This window comes from Starkeya sp. ORNL1, assembly GCF_012971745.1.
GTDB lineage: Bacteria > Pseudomonadota > Alphaproteobacteria > Rhizobiales > Xanthobacteraceae > Ancylobacter.
The window spans coordinates 2763226-2788566 of the sequence record NZ_CP048834.1 but is presented as its reverse complement, the minus strand read 5'-3'; the positions used below and the strand labels follow the sequence as shown (position 1 = coordinate 2788566).

The window sequence follows — 25341 nt, the reverse complement described above, 5'->3', positions numbered from 1 at the left end:
TCATCGGGGAGTGCGCGATGCAGGACGGAACCATCGCCGTATCCGAGCGCCATGCCGCGGGTCGCTATCGCGGGCCGGCGCGGCTGATGCACTGGCTGGTGGCGCTCATCGTGCTGTGCATGATCCCGGTCGGCATCGCCATGGGCCGGATCAACAGCGGACCGTTGCAGGACTGGCTGTTCTACCTGCATGAGGCGTTCGGCTTCACGGTTTTCGTGCTGGTGCTGATACGGCTCGCCTATCGGGTGACACACAAGCCACCGCCTTTGCCTTTGAGCGTGCCGCGCTGGCAGCGGATCGCCTCCGAGGCGGTGCACAGCGCGCTCTATGTGCTGCTGCTCGCCCAGCCCTTCATCGGCTGGTTCGGCGCCAGCGCCTATGGCGCGCCGGTCAGCATCTTCGGCCTGTTCACCCTGCCCGCGTTGGTCGCCAAGAACGAACCGCTCTCCGACGCCATCTTCACCATCCACGACTATGTCGGCTTCACCATTGCCGGCCTGCTGGCGATCCATATCGGCGCGGCGCTGATGCACGGGCTCTTTCAGAAGGACGGCGTGCTGCAGCGCATGTGGCCGCCATAGTTCCCGGTAAACAGGGCTTGCGTACCACCGGCCTTTGCCGCGCATGATGGGCGCGCACTCGTCCGCGTCCGGAACCCGACCTCATGCTTGCCCTGCTGCTGCGCCATCCCGTCCGGCTGATCCTCGGCGCTGCCGTGCTGCTGTTCGTGCTCTATGAGATCAGCGTCGGCTTCTTCGCCTATACCGGCGACGCCTATGTCATGAGCGACATCGTCATCATCTCCTCGGAGATCGAAGGGCCGGTCTCCAAGCTGGCGGTGCAGGACAATGCGGTGGTGAAAGCCGGCGACCTGCTGTTCGCGATCGAGCCGACACCCTACCAACTCGCTGTCGACAACGCCGATGCCTCGCTCGCCCAGGCCAAGGCCAATGTCGAGCTTGCCACGGACGAGGTGGCCTCGGCCAACGCCACCTTGCAATCCGCGCAAGCGGTCGAGACCAATGCGAACACCACGATGGGCCGTGTCCGCTCGCTGTCGAAGGAAGGCTTCTCCTCGGACGCCAATCTCGACCTTGCCACCCGCGACCTCGCCACGGCCTCTGCCAATGTGCTGGTGGCGCAATCCGGGTTGCAGGTGGCAAGCCGGCGTGTCGCCGTGGGCAGTGCCAATGTCGCAGCGGCGACCGCTATGCTCGCCAAGGCGAAGTACGAGCTTTCCAAGACCACGGTGACCGCGCCGGAGGCCGGGCGTGTCGCCCCCTTCACCACGAGACAGGGGGATTATCTGCGCGCCGGCACGCAGGTGATGGCCATCGTCACCGATGCCCGCCGCCGCGTCGTTGCCAATGTCGCCGAGCGCCATCTATCGCATATCAAGCTTGGGCAGAAGGTGTTGGTGACGCTCGGCGCGCAGCCCTGGGTGATCCATGAAGGGCAGGTGAGCGGCATCGCCGCCGGCGTCGCGCGCTCGCCGGAGAGCCCGGGCATCGTGCCCTATGTCGAGCCGACCACCGACTGGGTGCGCCTGCCGCGGCGCTTCCCCGTCGAGATCACGCTCGATGCCTGGCCGCAGGGCACGCCGCATTTCGTCGGTTCCGACGCCCGCGTGCTGATCTGGTTCTAGGGCGTGTTGGAGGGGTGTCGCGCCATGGACGATATCAGCCGCCAGGCCCTCGCCACCGCGGTCGCGGTCGTGGTCGCGGTCTATATCGCCATCGCTGCGGGGCTCGAGCAGCCTTACTGGGCGGCGCTCAGTGCGGTGATCATCTCCAATGTCGACCGCGGCGCGATGTTCACCAAGGGCGTGCTGCGCATCGCCGGCACCATAGTCGGTGTCACCGGCGGCTATGTCGTGTCGCTGTGGCTGGAGGGGCAGCCGATCGCGCAGGCACTGCTGCTGATGCTGCTGGCCGGGCTCGGCACCTATGGCCGCCAGCGCAGCGACTACGGCTATGCCTGGTTCTACGGGTCGCTGAGCGCGCTGCTGGTTCTGCTGTGCAGCATGACGACGCCGGCGCAGCTCTATGGCTTCGCGCATTTCCGCTGCTACGAGATCATCATCGGCGTCGCGGTCTCGACGCTCGCCAATTGGGCGCTGGGCCCGCGCGCCGGGGAACTGCCGAGAGGACTCACCGCTACCCCCACGGGGATCAGCGCCGAGAACGCCGCCTGGCAGGGCCTCGCCGCGGCGATCGGCGCGCTGGCCATCGTGTTCGCCTGGGTGGCGTTCGACCTGCCGCAACTGACGCAGGTGCTGATCTCCAGCCTCGTCGTGGTCGATGCCGACCCTGCCGCCACCCGTCACCGCGGCTTCCAGCGCATTCTCGGCTGCGTGATCGGCGGCGCCACCGGCCTGCTGGTCATCGGCATCAACGCCACCAACATCGTGTGGTGGACGGCGAGCCTGTTCCTGTTGGTCTTCCTGTTCGCGCGCGTGCATCTCGGCAAGACCGCGAACACCTATGTCGGCACCCAGTCGGCGGTAGCGCTGCTGGTCACCATGGTCGATTCCGGCCCGCCCTCCAGCGTCACCGCCCCCCTCGACCGCCTGGTCGGCATCATGCTGGGCGTCGCGATGATGACCGCGGTGGTGTGGCTGATGAATCTGAAGCCGCCGGAGGCGAAACCGGTGGACGCCGAGGCCGGCTGAATTAACGCAACAGCCGCCGGGCGCGCAGGTAGTCGGTGGCGACGGCGCGGGCGTCCTCGCCATTGATCTGGACCCGCGCGTTCAGCTCCTGCAGCGTTTCCTGCGTCAGCCCCTCGAAGGCGGCGGTGAGCAGGCGGGGCAGCTCGGGATAGAGTTCAAGCACCTCGGCGCGCACCACCGGTGCCGGCTGGTAGACCGGCTGCACCCCCTTGGTGTCGCGCAGCACCTTCAGCCCGGCGGCGGCGATGCCGCCATCGGTGCCATAGACCATGGCGGCGTTGACACCGTATTTGCCCTCGGCCGCGGCGCGGATGGTCATTGCGGTATCGCCGCTTCCGACGATCATGATCTGCGCCGGCGCAAGGGTGAAGCCATAGGCCTTCTGGAAGGCCTGCAATGCCGCCGGGCTCGCCACGAACTCGGCGGAGGCAGCGAGCTTCACCTTGCCGCCGCCCGATACCCAGCGTGCGAACTCCTCAAGCGTCGGCGCCTTGTTGGAGCCGGCCACCTCGCGCCGCACCGCGATCGCCCAGGTATTGTCGGCCGGCGCGGGGGTGAGCCAGACCAGCTTGTTGCGGGCGTCGAGTTCCTTGGCCTTGGCGTAGGCGGTGTCGGCCTTCTTCCAGGCCGGATCCATGGCCATGTCGAAGAAGTAGCCGGCATTGCCGGTATATTCGGGATAGAGGTCGATGCCGCCGTTCATCAGCGCCGAGCGCACCGCCTTGGTCGGGCCGAAGGACAGCTTGTACTCGACCGCAATGCCGGCGCGCTCCATCAGCAGGCCGATCATGTTGCCGAGCACGGCGCCTTCGGTATCGCTCTTCGAGGCCAAAATGATGGGGCGCCGGGAATCCGCCGCACGCGCAGCCGAAGGCAGGGCCGCGAACAATAACGCAGCCAAAAGCACTGTCATACCGCCAAAGACAACCGTCCGGCGGCCATGACCTCCTGTCATGGACCCACACCCCGCACGCATCGCATTCGTCGCCGGCGTTTTTTGTCCGGCTTACCCCGAGTTTTATGGGATGCACGGTAGCACGAAATTCTTGCTATCGGTGATCGTCCGATCACCTTTGCGCGAATGGTCGGGACAGGCCCGCGAATGGTTGCAGGGCACCGGAACGCAAAGCGCGGAGCCTTGCGGCCCCGCACTCATGCGTCGTCATGTCGCTCGGCCTATTCGGCCGGGCTGGCGCTATGGCCGGCGGCCGGCCCAGGTATCGGCAGCGCCTCGCCGTGCTGGATCAGCTTCCGGTTGCCGGTGAGGCGGCGCAGCAGCACGTAGAACACCGGGGTGAGGAACAGGCCGAACAGCGTCACGCCGATCATGCCGGCGAACACCGCGATGCCCATCGCCTTGCGCATCTCGGCGCCGGCGCCGATCGAATAGACCAGCGGCACCACGCCCATGATGAAGGCGAACGAGGTCATCAGGATCGGCCGCAGCCGCAGCCGGCTCGCCTCGATCGCCGCCTGGACCGGGGTCCGCCCGGCGAACTCCAGTTCTCGGGCGAACTCCACGATCAGGATGGCGTTCTTGGCCGACAATCCCACCAGCACCACCAGGCCGATCTGGGTGAAGATGTTGTTGTCGCCGCCGGACAGCCACACCCCGGTCATGGCCGCGAGCAGGCCCATCGGCACGATCAGGATGATCGCGATCGGCAGCGTCAGGCTCTCATACTGGGCGGCGAGCACCAGGAAGACGAGCAGCAGCGCGAGCGGGAACACCAGGAGCGCCGAATTGCCGGCGAGGATCTCCTGATAGGTCAGGTCGGTCCATTCATAGGCGAAGCCCGGCGGCAGCACCTCGGCGGCAATGCGCTTGGCCGCATCCTGCGCCTGGCCCGAGGAATAGCCCGGAGCCGGCGAGGCGTTGATGTCGGCGGTCAGGAAGCCGTTGTACCGCTGCGCGCGCTCGGGCCCGGCGGTGGTTTCGACCCTGAGCAGCGCCGACAACGGGATCATCTCGCCCGAGGTCGAGCGCACCTTCAGCTTGCCGATGTCCTCGGGACGGGCGCGATAGGCGGCGTCCGCCTGCACCCGCACCGAGTAGGTGCGGCCGAACTTGTTGAAGTCGTTCGCGTAGAGCGAGCCGAGATAGATCTGCAGCGTCTCGAACACCGACTGGATCGGCACACCGAGCTGGCGCGCCTTGACGCGGTCGATATTGGTGAAGAGCTGGGGGACATTGATCTGATAGGTGGTGAACTGGCCTATCAGCTCCGGCGTCGCCATGGCCTTGGCCATGAAGGCGTTGGTGACGTCGCTCAATGCCTCGTAGCCGCGACCGGCACGGTCCTCGATCTGCAGCTTGAAGCCGCCGACCACGCCGAGGCCCTGTACCGGCGGCGGCGGGAACATGGCGATGAAGGCGTCCTTGATGCCCGCATACTTCTGGTTCAGCGACATGGCGATGGCGCCGGCGCTGAGATGCGGATCGCGGCGTTCCTCGAACGGCTTCAGCGTCGAGAAGACGATGCCGGAGTTCGAGGAATTGGAGAAGCCGGCGATCGACAGGCCGGGGAAGGCCACCGCGCTCTCGACGCCGGGCTCCTGCATGGCGATCTCGCTCATGCGGCGGATCACCTCTTCGGTGCGGTCCAGCGTGGCGCCGTCCGGCAGTTGGGCGAAGCCGACGAGGTACTGCTTGTCCTGCGCCGGCACGAAGCCGCCCGGCACTGCCTGGAACAGCCAGTAGGTGGCGCCGAGCATGACGCCATAGACCAGCATCACCAGGGTCTTCTGGGTGAGCACGCCACGCACGCCGCGGGAATAGCCGTTGGAGCCGCGCGCGAACACCCAGTTGAAGCCGCGAAAGAACCAGCCGAACAGGAAGTTGATGACCCGCTGCAGGCGATCCGGTGGCGCATGGTGGCCCCTCAGCAGCAAGGCCGAGAGCGCGGGCGACAGGGTGAGCGAATTGATCGCCGAGATCACCGTGGAAATGGCGATGGTCAAGGCGAACTGACGGTAGAACTGGCCGGTAAGGCCTGAGATGAAGGCGAGCGGCACGAACACCGCGACCAGCACGAGGGCGATGGCGATGATCGGCCCCGACACCTCCGTCATTGCCCGGTAGGACGCCTCGCGCGGCGTCAGCCCGGCCTCGATGTTGCGCTCCACATTCTCGACCACGACGATGGCGTCGTCGACCACGATGCCGATCGCCAGCACCAGGCCGAACAGCGTCAGCGCGTTGATCGAGAAGCCGAACAGATGCATGACCGCGAAGGTGCCGACGATCGACACCGGCACCGCCAGCAGCGGGATGATCGAGGCCCGCCAGGTCTGCAGGAACACCACGACCACGATCACGACCAGCAGCACGGCTTCGAGCAGCGTGTGGATCACCGCCTCGATCGAGGCGCGCACGAACTGGGTGGTGTCATAGACGATGGCGTAGTCGACGCCTTCCGGCATCGTCTTCTTGATCTCTTCCATCGTCGCGCGGACATTGTCGGCGATCTCGAGCGCGTTGGAGCCGGGCGCCTGGAACACGCCGACGCCGACCGCCTGCTTGTTGTCGAGCAGCGAGCGCAGGGCGTAGTCGGCGGCGCCGAGCTCGATGCGGGCGACGTCGCGCAGCCGCACCACCTGGCCATCGGAGCCGGTCTTCACCACGATGTCGCCGAACTCGTCCTCGGTCTCGAGGCGCCCCTGGGCATTGACGGAGAGCTGGAGATCGACGCCGGGAACGGAGGGCGAGGCGCCGATGATCCCGGCCGCGGCCTGGATGTTCTGCGCCCGGATCTCGTTGACCACGTCACCGGCCGAGAGGCCGTGCTCGGCGATCTTCTGCGGGTCGAGCCAGACCCGCATCGAGTAGTCGCCGGCGCCGAAGATGTCGATCTGGCCGACGCCGGGGATGCGCGCCAGCCGGTCCTTGACGTTCAGCACGCCGTAATTGCGCAGATAGGTGATGTCGTACCGGTCGTTCGGCGAGATCAGATGCACCACCATGATGAAGTTCGGCGAGCTTTTCGCCGTGGTGATGCCGAGGCTGCGGACTTCCTCGGGCAGGCGCGGCTCGGCCTGCGCGACGCGGTTCTGCACCAGCTGCGTCGCCTTGTCCGGGTCGGTGCCGAGCTTGAAGGTGACGGTCAGCGTCATCACGCCGTCGGTCGTCGCCTGGCTGGACATGTAGAGCATGTCCTCGACGCCGTTGATCTGCTCCTCGATCGGGGTGGCGACCGTGGCGGCGATGACCTTCGGATTGGCGCCCGGATAGGTGGCGCGCACGATCACCTGCGGCGGCACCACCTCCGGATATTCGGAGATCGGCATGACGCGCAGCGCCAGCAGGCCGGCGACGAAGATCAGGATCGACAGCACGCCCGCGAAAATCGGTCGGTCGATGAAGAATTTGGACAAGTTCATAACCGTCTCCCCCGAGCATTTCCCGATCGGATGGACTGATCCGATCGAAGGGGAAATGCTCCAGTCTATTGAATCTAGAGCCCTTTCTTATCGCTCGGATGTTCCATCCGACCGGAAGGGGCTCTAGGGAGCAGCCCCCGGAAGGGGGCGAGTTCAGCGTGTTGAAAGTGGAAGGCGAGGGGCGATCAGCCCCCCGCCACCTTGGTCTTGTCCTGCGTGGCGGCGCTGGCGGCGTCCATCGGCACTTCCTGGGGCGCGAGCAGGGCACCCGGGCGTACGCGCTGCAACCCGTTCACGACGATGCGCTCGCCGGCCTTCAGGCCGCTGGCGACCACGCGGAGATTGTCGGCGGGCGGGCCGAGCTTGACCTCGCGATAGGCTGCCTTGCTGTCGCCATCGACCACGAAGACGAACTTCTTGTCCTGGTCGGTGCCGACCGCACGCTCATTGATGACCAGCGCCGGCTCGGTCTTGGCGCGACCCATCTTCACCCGGGCGAACTGCCCCGGGATCAGTCGCCCGTCGGGATTGTCGAATACCGCGCGCATGCGGAAGGTGCCGGTCGAGGCATCGACCTGATTGTCGACCAGCTGGAGATGGCCGCGCACCGACTTGCCGCTGGTCGCGGTGGTGATCTCCACAGGGATGCGGGCGAAGGCGTCGGTCGAGCCGGCTGCCTCGCCGAGCGAGGTCATCGCCCGATTGACCGCCTCTTCATCCGCATTGAAGCTGACATAGATCGGATCGACCGAGACCAGATTGGTCAGTACCGGCGCGCCAGGGCCGGCGGCGACGAGATTGCCGACGGTGATCTCCAGCCGGCCGACGCGACCGGCGACCGGGGCGCGGACCTCGGTATAGCCGAGATTCAGCTTGGCGGTCTGCACCGCAGCCTGGGCGGCGCGCAGATTGGCCTGCGCCTCCTTGTAGTTGTTGGTGCGGTTATCGAGATCCTGCACCGACACCACCCTGGCGTCGACCAGGCGCTGGCCGCGCTCGAGTTCGTTCTTGGTCAGCGACACCCGCGCCTCGGCGGCGGCGGCCTGGGCCTCGGCGCCGTCGAGCTCGGCCTTGAAGGGTTCCTGGTCGATGGTGACGAGCAGGTCGCCCGCCTTGACCAGCGCGCCCTCGCGGAAATGCACGATCTCGACCGCACCGGCGACGCGCGAGCGAACATCGACGCGCTCCACCGCCTCGAGGCGACCGGAGAACTCATCCCAGGACATGGCGTCGCGCGGTTGCACCACCGAGACCGAGACCGGGGTGCCTTGCGGGGCGGCGGCGGGGGCGGGGTCGGTCGCCTGCGCCACCTGGCTCGGCCAGCTGACGAGGAACGCGCCGCCCATGCCGACGGTGAGGCTGAGGGCAAGGCCGGTGCCGAGCAGGCGACTGCGAAGTGACTTGGTGCTCATCAGGATTCTCCCGGCCCTCAGGCCCGAATGCTGTGTTCGGTATGTACGGATGCGGCGGACCCGAGCGGATCCGCCAGGAATTCGGTGATCAGCCGGCCGACCGGACCCATCCAGTCAGGCTCGACATTGGGTCGAAGGCCGAGAGCGTCCGGCCAATTGGTCGGCCCCGGCAACACGATTTCGCGGACATCGACCTCGCAGGCGACAAGCCGCTTGGCGTAGGCGACGCTCTCGTCACGCAGCGGATCGTCGTCGGCGGTGACGACCAGCGCCGGCGCCAGATTCTGCAGGCGGCGCGAGCCGAGCGGCGCGGCGTAAGGGTGCGCGCCCTTGTCGGCAGTGCCGAGATAGCGGTGCCAGCCATCCGCCCATTTGCAGCCGACCGAGCCGGCCTGCGCATCACGGATCGAGCGCGTGGAGAGGCAGGGGTCGAGCATCGGCGAGAGCAGGATCTGCCCGGCGAGCGGCGGCGCACCCTGGTCGCGCGCCATCAAGGCGAGCGCGGCAGCGATGTTGGCGCCGGCCTCTTCGCCGGCGACGAACAGCGGCGAGCCGCGGCCCGCCCATTTCGCCCGCTCCTTATAGAGTGCGCGCAGCCCGGCGAAGGTGAGGTTCAGCGCCTCGGGGAAGCGATGCTCGGGCGCCAGCGGATAGTCGGCGGACACCACGGTAGCGCCGGCGCTGGCGATCAGCGATGCCACCGGCTCGCCACAGGCGAGGCAACCGGCAACAAAGGCGCCGCTGTGCAGATGGAACACCAGTGGCGCCGAGCGCGGCGTGCCGGCGGCACGATAGACGCGCACGCGCAGCTCGGCGTTCTCGCCGATGCGCAGGCTGTCCTCGGTCCAGTTCCCAGGCACGCTCAACGACATGATACCCGCCCCGCGAGCCAGACAGTCTGGCCCCTCATGTTGCGATGCGGCGGAAACTAGGCGCAACGGCGGCGCGAATAAATACAAAAGGAGTGATAACATTATTCACATATGGAAATAATAGCGCCATAACCCGGTGCTTTCCGAAGCGGCACGGAGGTGCCATGGACCAGATTGCTGCAATGCGGGCGTTCGTGCGGGTGGTCGAGGCCGGCACCTTCACGCGCGCCGCCGACCTGCTCGACATGCCGAAGCCGACGCTCACCAAACTGGTACAACAGCTCGAATCGCATTTGCGTACGCAGCTCCTGAACCGCACCACGCGCCGGGTCGGGGTGACGCCGGACGGAGCTGCCTATTACGAGCGAGCTGTCGCTTTGCTGAACGATCTCGACGAGCTCGACGGCAGCATGGCGCGCTCGCAGGCGAGCCCGCAGGGCCGGCTCAGGGTCGATGTCGGCACCGCCCTGGCGCTGCACATCATCATTCCGGCGCTGGCGGATTTCCACGAACGCTATCCCGATATCCAGATCGACCTCGGCGTTTCCGACCGGCCGGTCGACCTGATCGGCGAGAATGTCGATGTCGCAATCCGTGGTGGGGAACTGTTGGATCCGACACTGATCGCGCGGCGCATCGCCGAAATCGAGCTGATCACCTGCGCGACGCCGGCCTATCTCGCCCGCCATGGCGAGCCGAAGCATCCGCACGACCTGGAGAACGGCCACCGCTCGGTGAATTTCTTCAGCCCGCGCACCGGGCGGAACTTCCCGTTCAGCTTCGCGCGGGGCAATGAGTATTACGAGTTCACCCCGCCGCACGCGCTCTCGGTGAACGATTCCGTCGCCTATGTCACTTCCGGGCTCGCCGGTCTCGGCGTGGCGCAGATGCCGGTGTTCATGGTGCAGGACCAGATTGCCGCCGGCACGCTCACGCACATCTTGCCGGACTGGAAGGCCGAGAGCGTCGTGATCTATGTGGTCTATTCGCCCAACCGGCACTTGAGCAGCCGGCTGCGCGTCTTCGTCGACTGGATCGCGGAGATCTTCTCGACCTCCGCGGTGCTGCGGCGGAGGTGAGATCGACGTCATCCTGAGGTGCGAGCGTAGCGAGCCTCGAAGGATGGTGAAGCAGAAGGCGGCTCACGGGGGCGGGCATCCTTCGAGGCCGGCCTCACGGCCGGCACCTCAGGATGACGTACCGACGGAAAGCGAACGGGGAATCACTGCATCCCAAGGAACTGCTTCAGCTCCGGCGTGCGCGGGCTGGCGAACACCTCCTCCGGCGGGCCGATCTCATGCACGCGGCCCTGGTGCATGAAGACGACGCGCGAGCAGACTTCGCGGGCGAAACGCATCTCGTGCGTCACCATCATCAGTGTCATGCCCTCGCCGGCGAGCTCCTTCACCACGGCGAGCACCTCGTTCACCAGTTCCGGGTCGAGCGCCGAGGTGATCTCGTCGCACAAGAGGGCAATGGGCTGCATGGCGAGCGCGCGGGCGATGGCGACGCGCTGCTGCTGGCCGCCGGAGAGCTGGTCGGGATAGGCATCGAACTTGTGCCCGAGGCCGACGCGCTCCAGCATCTTCTTCGCCATCGCCTCGGCGTCCGCCTTCGGCGTCTTCTTCACCACCATCTGCGAAAGCATCACGTTGCGCCCGGCGCTGAGGTGCGGGAACAGGTTGAAGCTCTGGAAGATCATGCCGACCTTCAGCCGCAGCGCCTTCAGATGCAGATCGTCGGGCAGCAATTGCGCGCCGGCCACCGAGATCGAGCCCTCGTCGATGGTCTCCAGCCCGTTGATGCAGCGCAGCAGGGTCGACTTGCCGGAGCCGGACTTGCCGATGATGGCGATCACCTCGCCGGGCTCGACGTCGATATTGATGCCCTTCAGCACTTCGTTGTCGCCGAAGCGCTTCTTCACTTCAGTGATTTCGATGAGCGACATTGAGCTTCCTCTCCAGCATCTGGCTCGACCGGGAGAGCGGCCAGCACAGGCAGAAATAGATGAGGGCGACGAGGCCATAGACGGTGAAGGGCTCGAAGGTGGCGTTGGTCACCACCGTGCCGGCCTTGGACAGTTCGACGAAGCCGATGATCGAGGTGAGCGCGGTGCCTTTCACCACCTGCACCGAGAAGCCGACGGTGGGCGGTACGGCGATCCGCAATGCCTGCGGCAGGATCACCCAGCGCATCTGCTGGATGTAGCCCATGCCAAGGCTGGATGAGGCTTCCCACTGCCCCTTGGCAATGGCCTCGACGCAGCCGCGCCAGATCTCGACCAGGAAGGCCGCCGTCCACAGGATCAGGGCGACGCCGGCCGCCAGCCAGGCCGGCACATCGATGCCGAACAGGCCGAGCCCGAAGAAGGCGAGGAACAGCTGCATCAGCAGCGGCGTGCCCTGGAACAGCTCGACATAGGCCTTGGCGAAGCCCTGGCCGAACTTGTTGTGGCCGATGCGCAAGAGGAGCAGCAGCGCGCCGACCATGCCGCCGCCGATGAAGGAGACGAGCGAGAGCAGCACGGTCCAGCGTGCCGCCAGCAGGAGATTGCGCAGTATGTCCCAGGTAGTGAACTCGTTCATCGCGCCGCTCCTCGCCGGGGGAAGATGGTCCAGCCAAGGCCGCGCAGCACCTGGCGGAGCGCGATGGCGAGGGCGAGATAGATCAGCGTCGAGACGAAATAGGTCTCGAAGGCGCGGAAGGTGCGCGACTGGATGAAGTTCGCCGCGAAGGTAAGGTCCTCCGCCGCGATCTGCGAGACCACGGACGAGCCCAGCATCACGATGACGATCTGCGAGGACAGCGCCGGCCAGATGCGTTGCAGGGCCGGGACGAGCACCACGTACCAGAAGGTCTGGATGCGGCCCATGCCGAGGCTGGCGCCGGCTTCGAACTGGCCGCGCGGCGTCGCCTGGATGCCGGCCCGGATGATCTCGCAGCCATAGGCGCCGAGATTGATCACCATGGCGAGGTTCGCCGCCTGCAATTCGCTGAGGCGCAGGCCGAGCGAGGGCAGGCCGAAGAAGATGAAGAACAGCTGGATCAGGAACGGCGTGTTGCGGATCATCTCCACATAGGCGCCCACCACCGGGCGCAGCCATTTCGGCCCCAGGGCCCGCGTCCAGGCGCAGGCAATGCCGAGCGAGACGCCGAGCACGCCGCCGATCAGCGTGAGTTCAAGCGTGATGCCGATGCCCTTGAGCAGCACCGGCCAGTATTCGACCAGCCAGCCGAAATCGAATTCATAGGCCATAGCCTGCCCCAGCCCCTTCTGATGTCAGGAACTCCTCGTGGACGGTGGGGCGGACGGAACCTGTCCGCCCCGGCTCATGTGTCTGGAAGACTCAGAGATCGGCGGGCAGGCCGCTGCCGAGCCACTTCTGCGAGATGGCGGCAAGCGCGCCGTCGCCCTTCGCCCCGGCTATGATCTCGTTCACCTTGGCAAGCAGCGCCGGCTCGTTCTTGTTGAGGCCGATGAAGCAGGGCGAATTCTTGATGAGGAACTTGATCTCCGGCTTCTTCGGCGGGTTGCGGGCGAGGATCGCAGCCGCCACCACATTGCCGGTGGCGATCACATCGACCTGGCCGGAGAGGAAGGAGGAGATGGTGCCGTTATTGTCCTCGTAGCGCTTGATGGTGGCGTCAGTGGGCGCGATCTTGGTCAGCTCGAGATCTTCCACCGCGCCGCGGGTGACGCCGACGGTCTTGCCGGAAAGCTCTTCCACCTTGGTCACCTTGACCTCGGCCGGGCCGAACACGCCGTTGAAGAACGGCGCATAGGCGCTGGTGAAGTCGATCACCTTCTCGCGGTCCGGATTCTTGCCGAGGCTGGAGATGACGAGGTCGACCTTGTTGGTCTGCAGATACGGGATGCGGTTGGCGCTGGTGACCGGCACCAGCTCCAGCTTGGCGCCGAGCTTGGCGGCGATCAGCTTGGCGACGTCGACGTCATAGCCCTTCGGCTCCATGTCGGCGCCGACGCTGCCGAATGGCGGGAAGTCCTGCGGCACGGCGATGCGGATGGTCTTGCGTGTCGTGATGTCGGCGAGCGCGTCGGCTTTCGCGGCGTGCGGCAGAACGAGGCCGGCGGCGAGGACGCCGCCCGTGACGAGTGCGAGGAGGGCGCGGCGGTTCATGTGCTTCATTCCTTGATGCGCGAGTGGGATGAATGGGCATGCGGCGCCCCGTGCGCATGCGCATGGGGCGTGGAAGCCTGAGGCATGGAAGGCGGTGAGCCGGCAAAGGTTGAAGGCGTGAGCAGTTCGCGCAGGCCCGCGAGCGGGTCCGGCCTGGTGGCGAGGTCGAGGCCGGCTTCCACATTGTCGATGTGCTCGGCCATCAGCCGGGCCGCCTCACCGAAGTCGCCGACCTCCAGCGCGGCCACGATGTCCTCGTGGTCGTGGCTGGATTCCTCGGCCTTCTCGGTCGGCTGGTAGAGCATCGAGATCAGCGTGGTGCGGGCGGTGAGATCGCGGATGATCTCGGTCAGCAGCCGGTTGCCGACGACGTCGGCGAGATGGATGTGGAAGTCGCCGAGCAGGCAGGCGCGCGAGCCGACATCGCCGCTCTCGATCGCCTCGCGCTCGGCCGCGACATGGGCCCGAAGGCTTTCGAGCGCCTTGGGCGAGATCTCGCGAATGGTGTGCAGTAGCCCGGTCTCGATCACCCGGCGGGTATGGAAGGCGTCGCGCGCCTCTTCCGCCGAGGGCTCGACCACGTACCAGCCGCGCCGGGCGCTGACCTGCACCACGCCGCGCGTCTCCAGCCGCATCATCGCCTCCCGCACCCGGGTGCGGGAGATGCCGAACAGGTCGGCGAGCTTCTGCTCGCCGAGCCGCGTGCCCGGTGCGATGCGTCCGGCGAGGATGGCCGAGAGGATGGCTTCCTCGATATTGGCGGTAGCGGGGTTCATCAGGCCTGCTCACAAAACTTGTATGCAAGCTTGTAAGCAACGCCTGTGCCAGCAGCGCCAAGGGTTCGGGTCGAATGGTGCGGAATGCGACGAATTGCGAATAGTCGTCATCCTGGAATGGCCGTGAGGCCATATCCGGGATCGCGCAAACGCGATCCCGGCTCTCCGCTTCGCGGAGCCTGTCCTCGGGCTTGCCAAAGGCAAGACCCGTGGGGCCGGGATGACGAAACTATTTGACCAAGAGTCCGGCAGCCAATTGCCGGCTATGCAGCCTTTTGCCTATTCCGCCGCGCGCTGGGCGTAGCCGAGGCGTTCGTTGAGCTTACGGATAAGCTCTTCCGCCGCATCGGGGATCACCGTGCCCGGCGGGAAGATCGCCTCCGCGCCCGCCGCGCGCAGCGCCTCGTAATCCTGCGGCGGCACCACGCCGCCGACCACGATCATGATGTCCGGCCGGCCCTCGGCGGCGAGCGCCGCCTTCAGCTCCGGCACCAGCGTCAGGTGTCCCGCCGCCAGCGAGGACACGCCGACGATGTGTGCGCCGCTCGAGGCCGCCTGCTTCGCCGCCTCCTGCGGGGTGGCGAACATCGGGCCGATATCGACCTCGAAGCCGATATCGGCGAACGCCGAGGCGATCACCTTCTGGCCGCGATCGTGACCATCCTGCCCGACCTTGGCGACCAGGATGCGCGGGCGCCGGCCTTCGTCAGTGGCAAACGCGCTCACCATGTCTTCGACCTGGGCCAGCCGGTCGGCCATCGCACCGGCCTCGCGCTTGTAGACGCCGCTGATGACGCGGATCTGCGCCGCGTGCCGGCCGAAGGCGCGCTCCAGCGCGTCGGAAATCTCGCCGACCGTGGCCTTGGCCCGCGCCGCGTCGATGGCCAGCGCCAGCAGGTTGCCGTCGCTGGTCGCGCCCTTGGTCAGCGCGCCAAGGGTCGCTTCGGTCGCCTTGGGGTCACGCTCCGCCCTGAGCCGCTTCAGCTTCTCGATCTGCGCGGCGCGCACCGCGGAATTATCCACCACCAGCACGTCGAGCGGCGCTTCAGTCGCCGGCCGGTGGCGGTTCACCCCGACCACGATCTGCGCACCGGAATCGATGCGGGCCTGTGTCCGTGCCGCGGCTTCCTCAATGCGCAGCTTGGGAATGCCGGCCTCGATCGCCTTGGCCATGCCGCCGAGCGTCTCCACCTCGTCGATGTGGGCGAGCGCGCGAGCCGCGAGGTCGGCGGTCAGCCGCTCCACGAAATAGGAGCCGCCCCACGGATCGATGGCGCGGGTGGTGCCGCTCTCCTGCTGCAGCAGGATCTGCGTATTGCGGGCGATGCGGGCGGAGAAGTCGGTCGGCAGCGCCAGCGCCTCGTCGAGCGCATTGGTGTGCAGCGACTGGGTGTGGCCCTGCGTCGCCGCCATCGCCTCGACCATGGTGCGGACCACATTGTTGAACGGATCCTGCGCGGTGAGGCTCCAGCCCGAGGTCTGGCAATGGGTGCGCAGCGGCAGCGACTTCGGGTTTTTCGCGCCAAGCTCGGTCATCAGCCGCGCCCAGATGAGGCGCGCGGCGCGCAGCTTCGCGACTTCCATGAAGAAATTCATGCCGACCGCCCAGAAGAAGGACAGTCGCGGCGCGAACACGTCGATATCGAGCCCGGCCCTGGCGCCGGCGCGCACATATTCGACGCCGTCCGCCAGCGTATAGGCGAGCTCCAGATCCTGTGTCGCCCCGGCTTCCTGCATGTGATAGCCGGAGATCGAGATGGAGTTGAACTTCGGCATCTCGCGCGAGGTGAAGGCGAAGATGTCGGAGACGATGCGCATCGAGGGTTCGGGCGGGTAGATATAGGTGTTGCGGACCATGAACTCCTTGAGGATGTCGTTCTGTATGGTCCCGGAGAGCTGCGCCGGCTTCACGCCCTGTTCTTCCGCCGCCACCACATAGAGCGCCAGCACCGGCAGCACCGCGCCGTTCATGGTCATGGACACGCTCATCCGGTCGAGCGGGATGCCCGAGAACAGCGTGCGCATGTCGTAGATGGAATCGATCGCAACCCCGGCCATGCCGACATCGCCGGCGACGCGCGGATGGTCGCTGTCATAGCCACGATGGGTGGCGAGATCGAAGGCGATCGATAACCCCTTTTGCCCGGCGGCGAGGTTGCGCCGGTAGAAGGCGTTGGAATCCTCTGCCGTGGAGAAACCGGCATATTGCCGGATGGTCCAGGGCTGGGTGGCGTACATCGTCGGATACGGCCCGCGCAGGAACGGCGCGATGCCGGGAAAAGTGTCGAGGAAACCGAGGCCGGCAATGTCGCTCGGCCCATAGACCGGCTTCACCGCAATGGATTCCGGCGTCAGCCACGCCTCGCTGCCGGGGAGCGCGGCAGGCGGCACAGGCTTGGTCCAGTCGATGGCGGCGAAATCCGGGATGCGGGTCATGGGGTCTATCCCTTACGCCTGTCCACGCGGCGCTGCATTTCGTCCATTACGTCCTGGACGTCTTTAAGACTGAGATCAGCGTCAGCGTCAGGGCTTGCGCGCAGGTCAGGCTCGTATCGCTTCGCGCTGAAGATAATGCCTGCGAGCAGATCGAACCAGAATTCTGGGCTGAACCCTTTGTTGACGATAGTCAGGAAGCGGTAGAAGCGCGGATGGCGGATCGGACCACGCCACCCATTGATGTTTGAGGGCGATTGCGGGCGTGCCCGCGCCGCCTCATAGGCCGTCCAAAGTTGATGATAGCGTTCCGCCAATTCGTCGTCCGTCAACTTGGCGAGGTCGGATCGCAGATTGATCGCCATCCTGTTCACTCGGGATCACGCCTTCCGGGCGACCCAGGAGCCGGAGCACTCGGACTTCACCGACGACCAGTCGCCGGAGGCGGTATCGCCGCGCACCAGCCCGGTGGCTTTCACCTTCTGGCCGGCACCGGCGATTTCCATGCGGATCAGGCCGAGATCATTCACCCCGCCCGTCGCCTTCACCGGCCACATGCCGGCATAGGACACCTTGCCGTTCTTCACCGCGACCGAAATGTCGTAATTGGTGCCGCATTTGCCGGTCTCGGCCGAGGTCTTCACCTTCCAGACGCCGTCATGTTCCGGCGCCGCATGAAGCGGCGCCGCGGTTCCGGCAAGCAGCAAAACAAGGGTAGAGGTACGCACAATAGGGGGCATGGCAACGTCTCCAGTTGGGGTTTGTCGTGCCGATTTCGCGCGAATCCCGGCGACAGGCACGCACTATTGTTCCACCACAACTGGGCGATGTAGAGGCGCCGATCAGCGCCGCTCCGCCGTCCAGTTGCCCTTGCAGCTCTTGGAAGTCCAGTTGCCGGCGCCGGCATCGCCCCTGGCCGCGCCGCTCGCCACCAGGCGCTGCTCGCCATGCGAGAAATTCACCTTTACCCGGCCGCCACGGTCGACTGAGCCGGTCGCCGTGGTGCTGGCGGTGCCGGCATAGGTGACCTTGCCGTTGGTGATCTTGACCGGGAAGCGATAGGCCCGGTCGCAGGTTCCGCTTTCGGTGACGGCGAGGATCGACCAGTTGCCGTCGAAAGGGGTGGCAGCTTTCGCCGCGCCGGTGAGCGGGACGAAAGCGAGGGCAATAAGGACGGCGTGTTTCATCGAAGGGATCCCGCTCTGGAGTTGAAGGTTTCAAGGTCCAACGCGTGATCTCACGGACTGTTCAAACCCAGATGACGGTGCGCCGCGCCGAGTGCCGCCAATGTATCGCAGCCTGCAAAGACGAAGCCGTCAATGGCCGCGTCCGGAGCTGCCTCCTGCTTTCCTGCCAGCCAGACCGCGCGGGCACCTGCCGCCTTGAGTGCGGCGGCGGTCGCAGCGGCGCGCTCGGCATAGAGCGCGTCGGAGGAACACAGGCACGCGATGCGGGCATCGGAGGCGCGGAAGGCGGCGACGACATCCTTCAGGGCGGCGAAGCCGTTATTCATCGGCGCGAGGATGCCGCCGGCCTCGAACAGGTTTTTCGCAAAACCGGCGCGTGCCGCGAAGGCGGCGTGGTCGCCGAGATTGGCAAGGAAGATCTGCGGCGGGGTCGAAGCGCGCTCGGCGGTATCGCGCAGCCGCTCGAACGGCTCGGCGAGGCGGTGCGGCACCAGCGGCTCGCACAGCAACGCGCCCTCCGGCGGCGGGCCGAACGGCGGCGTGACGGCCGGGGCCAGCACCGTGACCTTGGTCTCGCCGAGCAGAGGGAATTCCGAAGTGCCGGTGATCGGCTCGCGCCGGGTCGCGACGTCCTTCATGCGCGCGGTCCGCGCCACCTCGATCGTCGCGTGCCACATGCCGGAGGCGAGCGCCTCGACCATGCCGCCCTCGCGCTCGATCGCGCGGAACAGCTCCCAGGCGGCCTGCGCGAGCTTGTCGGTGTGCTCCTCAACCGCGCCCGAGCCGGCGGCGGGGTCGGCGACGCGGTGGAGGTTGGATTCCTCCATCAGCACGAATTGCGTGTTGCGGGCGAGCCGGCGGGCGAAGGCGTCCGGCAGGCCGAGGGCCTCGGTGAAGGGCAGCACGGTGAGGCTGTCCGCACCACCGACGCCGGCAGCGAAGGCGGCGAGCGTGCCACGCAACAGGTTCACATGGGCATCGCGCCGGGTCAGGCTCCGCCACGCCGTCTCGGCATGGATGGCGAGCGGGGGCGGCTCCTTCACCCCGCACTCCTGCAGTGCCGTGCGCCACAGCAGCCGCAGCGCGCGCAGCTTCGCCATGGTGGCGAATTGCACGACATCCGCGGTGATCGTCGCCTCGATGCTCCGCGCTGCGGCCTCCAGATCCAGCCCGGCCGCCTCCAGCGCCCCGAGATAGGCGACCGCGGTGGCGAGGATGGCGGCGAGCTCCTGCGCGTCGGTGGCGCCGGCGGCGTGGTGGATGCGCCCATCGGCCCGCACCATCGGCGCGCGATAGCCGCGTGAGTGCAGCGTCGTCACGGTCTGGCCGAGCCGCGCGGATAGTCCCTCCCATTCGATCGGCGCGGCGCCGAGGGCGGCGAAGTCGCCGATCGGATCGAGCCCGAAGCGGATGTCGAGCGTCGTCGGCGGCAGCCCCTGCTTCTCCACCAGCGCGGCCAAGGCAAGCGCGATGTTGCGGCCCTGGAACCTGCCGGCCTCGACCCGCAACGCGGCTAGGTCGAGCATCACCCCATCCAGCGCACCGGAAATCGCTTCGGATGTTTCCGGCAGCCCGAAGCCGCGTGCCGAGGGAGCGGAGGCGAAGATCAGCGCGATGCCGTCGACGCCGCCTTCGAGATCCTCCAACGCTTGCGCATTCGCCGCCGCCGGATCGGGATGCTCGATGCGGGAGATCACCCGCCAGCGCGTGCCCGGCGCCCGCCCGGCAATCGGCGCGGCATCGAGGCGGCGGGGCGGCAGCGCGTCCAGCGTGAAGCCGTCGCGGGTGCGCGCCACCATGCGGTTGTTGTAGGGCGCGCCCTTCAGCACCCCTTCGACGAGGCGGAGCCAATCCTCGCGCGTCGCCTCGGGGAAGCCGTGTTCCATCAGGCGAATTCCAGGATCACGGCGTCGACCGCGAGGCTGTCGCCGGGCTTGGCCAGCACCTTCTTCACCGTGGCGTCGCGCTCGGCGCGCAGCACATTCTCCATCTTCATCGCCTCGACGATGGCCAGCGTCTCGCCGGACTTCACCTCTTGTCCCTCGGTGACGGCGATGGAGACCACGAGGCCGGGCATTGGGCACAGCAGCTGCTTGCCGCTGGCCGATGCGATCTTTTCCGGCATCAGTGCGGCGAGCGCGGCCTCGCGTTCAGTATAGACCAGCGCCTGCGCCGCGACGCCGCGATGGGCAAGGGCGACGCCATTCAAAAGCGGGCGCACCTGCACCGCGATGGTGTCATCGTCGAACGCGCCTTGCCATACTGGCTCGCCCGGGTGCCACGCCGAGCGCAATTCATGGGTCCCGGTCGGTCTGCCGTCCGCATCGAGGAAGGTGACGAGGAAGGCGCCGGCAGCGCGATCGACCTCGCAAATAAGGCTCTGTTCGCCGAGCCGCACCACACGGCGATGTTCGAACACCACCGGCCGGCCCGCCATCTGCGTCGAGATCTTCCGCTTGCGGGCATTCTCGACATTGTCGATCACCGCCGCCACCGCGGCGAGCCGCCGCGCCAGCACGCCTTCCGGCACCGGGGCCTGGAAGCCGCCGGGGTATTCCTCGGCGATGAAGGCGGTGGAGAGCCGGCCTTCCTGCCAGCGCGGATGCGCCATCAGCGCGGCGAGGAACGGGATATTGTGCTGGATGCCGTCAATGGCGAAGGCGTCGAGCGCTTCGCCCTGCGCCTTGATCGCGTCAGTGCGGGTCGGCGCATGCGTCACCAGCTTGGCGATCATCGGGTCGTAATAGAGCGAGATCTCGCCGCCCTCATAGACGCCGGTGTCGTTGCGCACGGTGACGCCGCCCTTCACCCCTTCGCCCGGCGGGCGATAGCGCGTCAGCCGGCCGATCGAGGGCAGGAAATTGCGGAACGGGTCCTCGGCATAGATCCGGCTTTCCACCGCCCAGCCGTCGAGCTTCACGTCCGGCTGCCCAAAGGCGAGGGGTTCGCCCGCGGCGACGCGGATCATCTGCTCGACGAGGTCGATGCCGGTGACAAGCTCGGTGACCGGATGCTCGACCTGCAAGCGGGTGTTCATCTCCAGGAAATAGAAGCTCTTGTCCTGCCCGGCGACGAACTCCACCGTGCCGGCGCTGTCGTAATTCACCGCCTTGGCAAGTGCGACCGCCTGCTCGCCCATTTTCCGGCGGGTGGCCTCGTCCAGCAGCGGGGAGGGCGCTTCCTCGACGACCTTCTGGTTGCGGCGCTGGATCGAGCATTCGCGCTCGCCGAGATAGACGACATTGCCGTGCTTGTCGCCGAGCACCTGGATCTCGATGTGGCGCGGCTCGACGATGAACTTCTCGACGAACACCCGGTGGTCGCCGAAGGAGGATTTGGCTTCCGAGGTGGCGCGCTCGAAGCCGTCCTTCACCTCATCGCGGGAAAGGGCGATGCGCATGCCCTTGCCGCCGCCGCCGGCGCTGGCCTTGATCATCACCGGATAGCCGATCTCGTCGGCGATCTCGGCGGCCTGTTCCGGGCTTTCGATCACGCCGAGGTAGCCCGGCACGGTGGAGACGCCGGCGGCCGCAGCCGCCTTCTTGGATTCGATCTTGTCGCCCATCGCTTCGATGGCGCCGGGGTTCGGGCCGATAAAGACGATGCCGGCCGCTTCAAGCGCCTGCGGGAACGCCGCGCGTTCGGAAAGGAAACCGTAGCCCGGATGCACCGCCTCCGCACCGGTGGCCTTGCACGCCTCGATGATCTTCTCGATGACGAGATAGGACTGCGCGGCCTGCGGCGGGCCGATATGCACCGCCTCGTCCGCCATCTCGACATGGAGCGCATCCTTGTCGGCATCGGAATAGACAGCGACGGTCGCAATCCCCATGCGCCGGGCGGTCTTGATGACGCGACAGGCGATCTCGCCGCGGTTCGCGATCAGGATTTTGGAGAACATGCCTTCATTCCTTGATCGCGCGAGGCCGGGCGGTTCTTCACCTCTCCCCGGCGGGGAGAGGTCGGCGCCTTTGGCGCCGGGTGAGGGGGAGTTGCGCGAAAACGTCTCGCGAAGTGGCCCCTCACCCCGACCCTCTCCCCCACGGGGAGAGGGAGAAGGCGTGCGTTTGCTGGGGAGTTGCTCATAGCGGCAGGTTGTCGTGCTTCTTCGCCGGCGCTTCGACCTTCTTGGTGCGCAGCATGGCGAGGGCGCGGGCGATGCGCTTGCGGGTGGCGTTGGGCGCGATCACCTCGTCGATGTAGCCGCGCTCCGCGGCGACGAAGGGCGAGAGGAACCTGGCCTCATATTCCCGGGTCCGCTCCGCGATCTTCTCGGGATCGTCGATGTCGGCGCGGAAGATGATCTCGACCGCGCCCTTGGCGCCCATCACCGCGATCTGCGCGGTCGGCCAGGCATAGTTGACGTCGCCGCCAATGTGCTTGGATGCCATGACGTCATAGGCGCCGCCGAACGCCTTGCGGGTGATGACGGTGACGAGCGGCACGGTCGCCTGGCTGTAGGCGAACAGCAGCTTGGCGCCGTGCTTGATCAGCCCGCCATACTCCTGCGCGGTGCCGGGCAGGAAGCCGGGCACGTCGACAAAGGTGATGATCGGGATCTCGAAGGCGTCGCAGAAGCGCACGAAGCGCGCCGCCTTCCGCGAGGCGTCGCTGTCGAGCACCCCGGCCAGCACCATCGGCTGGTTGGCGACGACGCCGACGGTGCGGCCCTCGATCCGCCCGAAGCCGGTGACGATGTTCTTCGCAAACGCACCCTGGATCTCGAAGAAGTCGCCCTCGTCGAGGGTCTTCACGATCAATTCCTTGATGTCATAGGGCTTGTTCGGATTGTCCGGGATCAGCGTGTCGAGCGAGGGGTCGAGCCGCTCGCCATCGTCGAAGCTCGGCCATTCCGGCGAACCCAGAGCATTGTTCAGCGGCAGGAAGTCGATCAGCCGGCGCATCTGCAACAGGCACTCGACATCATTGTCGAAGGCGCCGTCGGCCACCGAGGATTTCGTGGTGTGCACCTTGGCGCCGCCGAGTTCTTCCGAGGTCACCGTCTCGTTGGTGACGGTCTTCACCACGTCCGGTCCGGTGACGAACATGTAGGAGGTGTCGCGCACCATGAAGATGAAATCGGTCATGGCGGGCGAATAGACGTCGCCGCCGGCGCAGGGGCCCATGATGACGGAGATCTGCGGGATCACGCCGGAGGCGGCGACGTTGCGCTTGAACACCTCACCATAGCCGCCGAGCGCCGCCACGCCTTCCTGGATGCGGGCACCACCGGCATCGAACAGGCCGATGATCGGGGCGCGGGTCCTCAGGGCGAGGTCCTGCACCTTCATGATCTTCTGGGCATGGGCCTCGGAGAGCGAGCCGCCGAACACCGTGAAGTCCTTGGCGAACACGAAGACCTGCCGGCCGTTCACCGTACCCCAGCCGGTGATGACGCCGTCGCCGGGGATCTTGGATTTCTCCATGCCGAAATCGGTGCAGCGGTGCTGCACGAAGGTGTCGAATTCCTCGAACGAGCCGGTGTCCAGCAGCAGTTCGACGCGCTCGCGGGCGGTCAGCTTGCCGCGCTTGTGCTGAGCCGCAATGCGCTTTTCGCCGCCGCCCAGGCGCGCGCCGGCGCGGCGCTGCTCCAGCTCATCGAGAATGTGCTTCATGCGCGCCCCAGCTCCCGCGACGCCGCCTGTTCGATCGGCGCGGCACCCTTATCCGTTTTCCTGAAGCTAGCGGCAAATGATTGCTAGCGGAATCGGCCCTTGGGAGGGAGCAGTGTCAAATCTGTAACTCGGCCATCAGCTTCGGCACGCTGCGGCGCACCTCGTCCGGCACCACGGTCGCGCCGAACCGCCCGACGGCAAGGCTGAGGAAGCCGCGCATGATGTTCTCACGATGCGCTTCATGCTGGTAGAGCCGGGCGCTGATGTAATGCGCGTGCCGTATCAGGAACTGCGCATGGCCGGCATCGAGCTTGCCGAGGACCGCCTTCAATAGCGGCGGCAGCTGCGCCTCGTCCGGCGGCGCGAACAATATTCCGATTTCGGCCTGCGTCTGTGGCTTCACCGCATAGAGCTGGCCGAGGGCGCGCTCGACCGCCTGCCGGTCGCCGGAGGCAAGGCAGGCGATGCATTTGAGCACCAGCAGATAGAGGTGGAATTCCGAGCCGGCCGTGCAAAGCTCGATGCCGCGCTCATACAGGTCGAGCCCGGCCTCGATGTCGCCGGCGCACACGCGGATCTGGCCGAGCGTGGCAAAGGCCGAGGCGAAGGCCGTGCTCTCGGCGAAGGCCTGCTCGGCAATGGCCTCGGCGAGCGCCAGATGGCCGCGGCCGACAAACAGCAGCAGCTTGGCGGCGGCGAGGGCGAGGATCGGACTGTTGCCGACGCGCGGCAGGCTGGCGAAGACCAGGCGCTCGATTTCCTCCTCGTCGTTCGTCATGGGAATGGCGGCGGACAATCGGCGCGAATAGATGCACATCGCCGCCGCCAGCATGGTTTCCGGGTCGTCGGGCCGCTCGGCCAGGGCACGGCGGGCCTGCGCTTCGGTCTCGATCCAGGCACCCGGCGCCTGCGTGAACATCAGCGAGGCATTGTGCAGCCGCACCTCCAGCGGCTCGTCGCGCAGCGCGGCGACCGAACCGGTGCCGAAGGAGCGGTGATCCCACATCGCCGCCTTCAGCGTGCGCGCCAGTTCCTCGATGTCCTCGATGCTCGGCTCGTTCAGGATAAGGCGCTGCGCCCGCACGATCCGCCCGGAACGGCCCTCGTGCAGTATGGCGGCCAGGTGCAGCGGCCCGCCATCGCAGTAGAAGCCGAGTTCCAGCGTGAAGCGCGTATTGGGCGGCGGCGCATGGAGGCCGCGCTGTCGCGCCAGCGCGACGCGCCGCTCGTCGCCGGCGATGGTGACGAGGGCGGCATGCAGCCGCGCCAGCGTCGCCTCGGCGAGGCCTGCGTCGGTGAGCCGGTCGAGGCCGAATACCGGGCCGATGAAGACCAGCAGCTCCTGGGCCTCCTGGGCCTGCGGGCTCGACACCGGCCGGTCCGGTTCGGCGATCCACACATAGCCCTCGCCATATTGGGTGGCGATGAAGCGCGGGGCACGGGCGGAATCCCCGAGCTTGGCGCGCAGCCGATTGATCAGGAAATCGATGTTGCGGTCAGTGGAATCCGAGCCGGTGCCGGCAATGGCGTCGAGCAGCTGGTTCCGTGACATCACCTTGCGGGCATTGCCGGCAAGGGCGATCAGCACGGCGCGCTCGGACCGGGTGAATTTCAGCTCGCCTTCCGGCTCGCGCGTGGCGAACAGGAAGCTCTCCTCGAACACGATGTCGCCGAAACGCCGGCCCGCCGTCACTGCCTGCCCCCGCTACGCTGTCGTCATTCGCTGCGCGCGCACCGCGCTTCGGCCCCCGCTCCTCCTGTGATGCATCCGTACTTTGCGACATATCGGGACGAAAAATCAAACAATGGCGCAACAATCTTGCAGCACTTTTTGCGCGCTGCCGACCGTTGAGCGG

General features: G+C 66.8%; 21 protein-coding genes. 4 read left to right on the top strand and 17 right to left on the bottom strand.

The features are described from left to right. Positions 1 to 17 precede the first annotated feature (17 nt). The 3 genes from G3545_RS13260 (at position 18) to G3545_RS13250 (ending at position 2671) form a co-directional block, all read left to right on the top strand. Positions 18 to 581, top strand: a complete 564-nt coding sequence (locus G3545_RS13260) for a cytochrome b (RefSeq protein WP_170013301.1) — start codon at positions 18 to 20, stop codon at positions 579 to 581. Between the two features lie 83 nt (positions 582 to 664). Continuing rightward, positions 665 to 1645, top strand: coding sequence for an HlyD family secretion protein (locus tag G3545_RS13255; protein WP_170013299.1), 981 nt, complete (start codon positions 665 to 667; stop codon positions 1643 to 1645). Between the two features lie 24 nt (positions 1646 to 1669). Next, positions 1670 to 2671 (top strand): FUSC family protein, encoded by a 1002-nt coding sequence (locus G3545_RS13250; protein WP_170013297.1) that lies wholly within the window; start codon positions 1670 to 1672, stop codon positions 2669 to 2671. A gap of 1 nt (position 2672) precedes the next feature. On the opposite strand, the gene G3545_RS13245 is transcribed toward G3545_RS13250, so the two are convergent. From G3545_RS13245 to G3545_RS13230, 4 genes are all read right to left on the bottom strand, one after another. Then, complete coding sequence (locus tag G3545_RS13245) at positions 2673 to 3503, bottom strand: glycine betaine ABC transporter substrate-binding protein (RefSeq protein ID WP_348644647.1); 831 nt, start codon at positions 3501 to 3503, stop codon at positions 2673 to 2675. A 344-nt stretch (positions 3504 to 3847) separates the two neighbouring features. Further along, positions 3848 to 7051, bottom strand: a complete 3204-nt coding sequence (locus G3545_RS13240; RefSeq protein WP_170013294.1) for an efflux RND transporter permease subunit — start codon at positions 7049 to 7051, stop codon at positions 3848 to 3850. Between the two features lie 185 nt (positions 7052 to 7236). Then, complete coding sequence (locus tag G3545_RS13235; RefSeq protein WP_170013292.1) at positions 7237 to 8463, bottom strand: efflux RND transporter periplasmic adaptor subunit; 1227 nt, start codon at positions 8461 to 8463, stop codon at positions 7237 to 7239. Between the two features lie 17 nt (positions 8464 to 8480). After that, positions 8481 to 9335, bottom strand: a complete 855-nt coding sequence (locus G3545_RS13230) for an alpha/beta hydrolase fold domain-containing protein (RefSeq protein ID WP_170013290.1) — start codon at positions 9333 to 9335, stop codon at positions 8481 to 8483. A 164-nt stretch (positions 9336 to 9499) separates the two neighbouring features. Between G3545_RS13230 and G3545_RS13225 the strand changes: the two genes are divergently transcribed. Beyond that, positions 9500 to 10414 (top strand): LysR family transcriptional regulator, encoded by a 915-nt coding sequence (locus tag G3545_RS13225; RefSeq protein ID WP_170013288.1) that lies wholly within the window; start codon positions 9500 to 9502, stop codon positions 10412 to 10414. A gap of 143 nt (positions 10415 to 10557) precedes the next feature. Here the strand turns inward: G3545_RS13225 and G3545_RS13220 are convergent, their stop codons facing one another. The 13 genes from G3545_RS13220 to G3545_RS13160 all read right to left on the bottom strand — a co-directional run bounded on the left by G3545_RS13220 (position 10558) and on the right by G3545_RS13160 (position 25178). Continuing rightward, complete coding sequence (locus G3545_RS13220; protein ID WP_170013286.1) at positions 10558 to 11283, bottom strand: amino acid ABC transporter ATP-binding protein; 726 nt, start codon at positions 11281 to 11283, stop codon at positions 10558 to 10560. Continuing rightward, positions 11261 to 11920, bottom strand: coding sequence for an amino acid ABC transporter permease (locus tag G3545_RS13215; RefSeq protein ID WP_170013284.1), 660 nt, complete (start codon positions 11918 to 11920; stop codon positions 11261 to 11263). Before G3545_RS13215 ends, G3545_RS13220 begins: the two co-directional genes overlap by 23 nt. After that, the gene (locus tag G3545_RS13210; protein WP_170013282.1) at positions 11917 to 12591 is read right to left on the bottom strand and encodes an amino acid ABC transporter permease; all 675 of its coding nucleotides are present in this window, start codon (positions 12589 to 12591) and stop codon (positions 11917 to 11919) included. Before G3545_RS13210 ends, G3545_RS13215 begins: the two co-directional genes overlap by 4 nt. A 91-nt stretch (positions 12592 to 12682) precedes the next feature. Then, positions 12683 to 13474, bottom strand: a complete 792-nt coding sequence (locus G3545_RS13205) for a transporter substrate-binding domain-containing protein (RefSeq protein ID WP_170013280.1) — start codon at positions 13472 to 13474, stop codon at positions 12683 to 12685. A gap of 5 nt (positions 13475 to 13479) precedes the next feature. Next, entirely contained in the window at positions 13480 to 14250 is a 771-nt protein-coding gene (locus tag G3545_RS13200; protein ID WP_170013278.1) for a GntR family transcriptional regulator, read from the bottom strand. Between the two features lie 279 nt (positions 14251 to 14529). Continuing rightward, positions 14530 to 16686: a methylmalonyl-CoA mutase gene (scpA, locus tag G3545_RS13195; RefSeq protein ID WP_170013276.1), complete on the bottom strand. Its 2157-nt coding sequence runs from the start codon at positions 16684 to 16686 to the stop codon at positions 14530 to 14532. Between the two features lie 5 nt (positions 16687 to 16691). Beyond that, complete coding sequence (locus G3545_RS13190) at positions 16692 to 17048, bottom strand: hypothetical protein (RefSeq protein ID WP_170013274.1); 357 nt, start codon at positions 17046 to 17048, stop codon at positions 16692 to 16694. A 15-nt stretch (positions 17049 to 17063) separates the two neighbouring features. Further along, positions 17064 to 17423, bottom strand: a complete 360-nt coding sequence (locus G3545_RS13185) for a hypothetical protein (RefSeq protein WP_170013272.1) — start codon at positions 17421 to 17423, stop codon at positions 17064 to 17066. 102 nt (positions 17424 to 17525) lie between these two features. Then, the gene (locus G3545_RS13180) at positions 17526 to 17870 is read right to left on the bottom strand and encodes a hypothetical protein (protein WP_170013270.1); all 345 of its coding nucleotides are present in this window, start codon (positions 17868 to 17870) and stop codon (positions 17526 to 17528) included. A gap of 50 nt (positions 17871 to 17920) precedes the next feature. Continuing rightward, positions 17921 to 19756, bottom strand: coding sequence for a methylmalonyl-CoA mutase subunit beta (locus tag G3545_RS13175; RefSeq protein WP_170013268.1), 1836 nt, complete (start codon positions 19754 to 19756; stop codon positions 17921 to 17923). Beyond that, the gene (locus G3545_RS13170; RefSeq protein ID WP_170013266.1) at positions 19756 to 21771 is read right to left on the bottom strand and encodes an acetyl/propionyl/methylcrotonyl-CoA carboxylase subunit alpha; all 2016 of its coding nucleotides are present in this window, start codon (positions 21769 to 21771) and stop codon (positions 19756 to 19758) included. Before G3545_RS13170 ends, G3545_RS13175 begins: the two co-directional genes overlap by 1 nt. Before the next feature lie 181 nt (positions 21772 to 21952). Then, a complete protein-coding gene (locus tag G3545_RS13165; RefSeq protein ID WP_170013264.1) occupies positions 21953 to 23485 on the bottom strand; it encodes an acyl-CoA carboxylase subunit beta in 1533 nt (510 codons plus the stop codon). A gap of 115 nt (positions 23486 to 23600) precedes the next feature. Continuing rightward, complete coding sequence (locus G3545_RS13160) at positions 23601 to 25178, bottom strand: helix-turn-helix domain-containing protein (protein ID WP_170013262.1); 1578 nt, start codon at positions 25176 to 25178, stop codon at positions 23601 to 23603. Positions 25179 to 25341 lie beyond the last annotated feature (163 nt).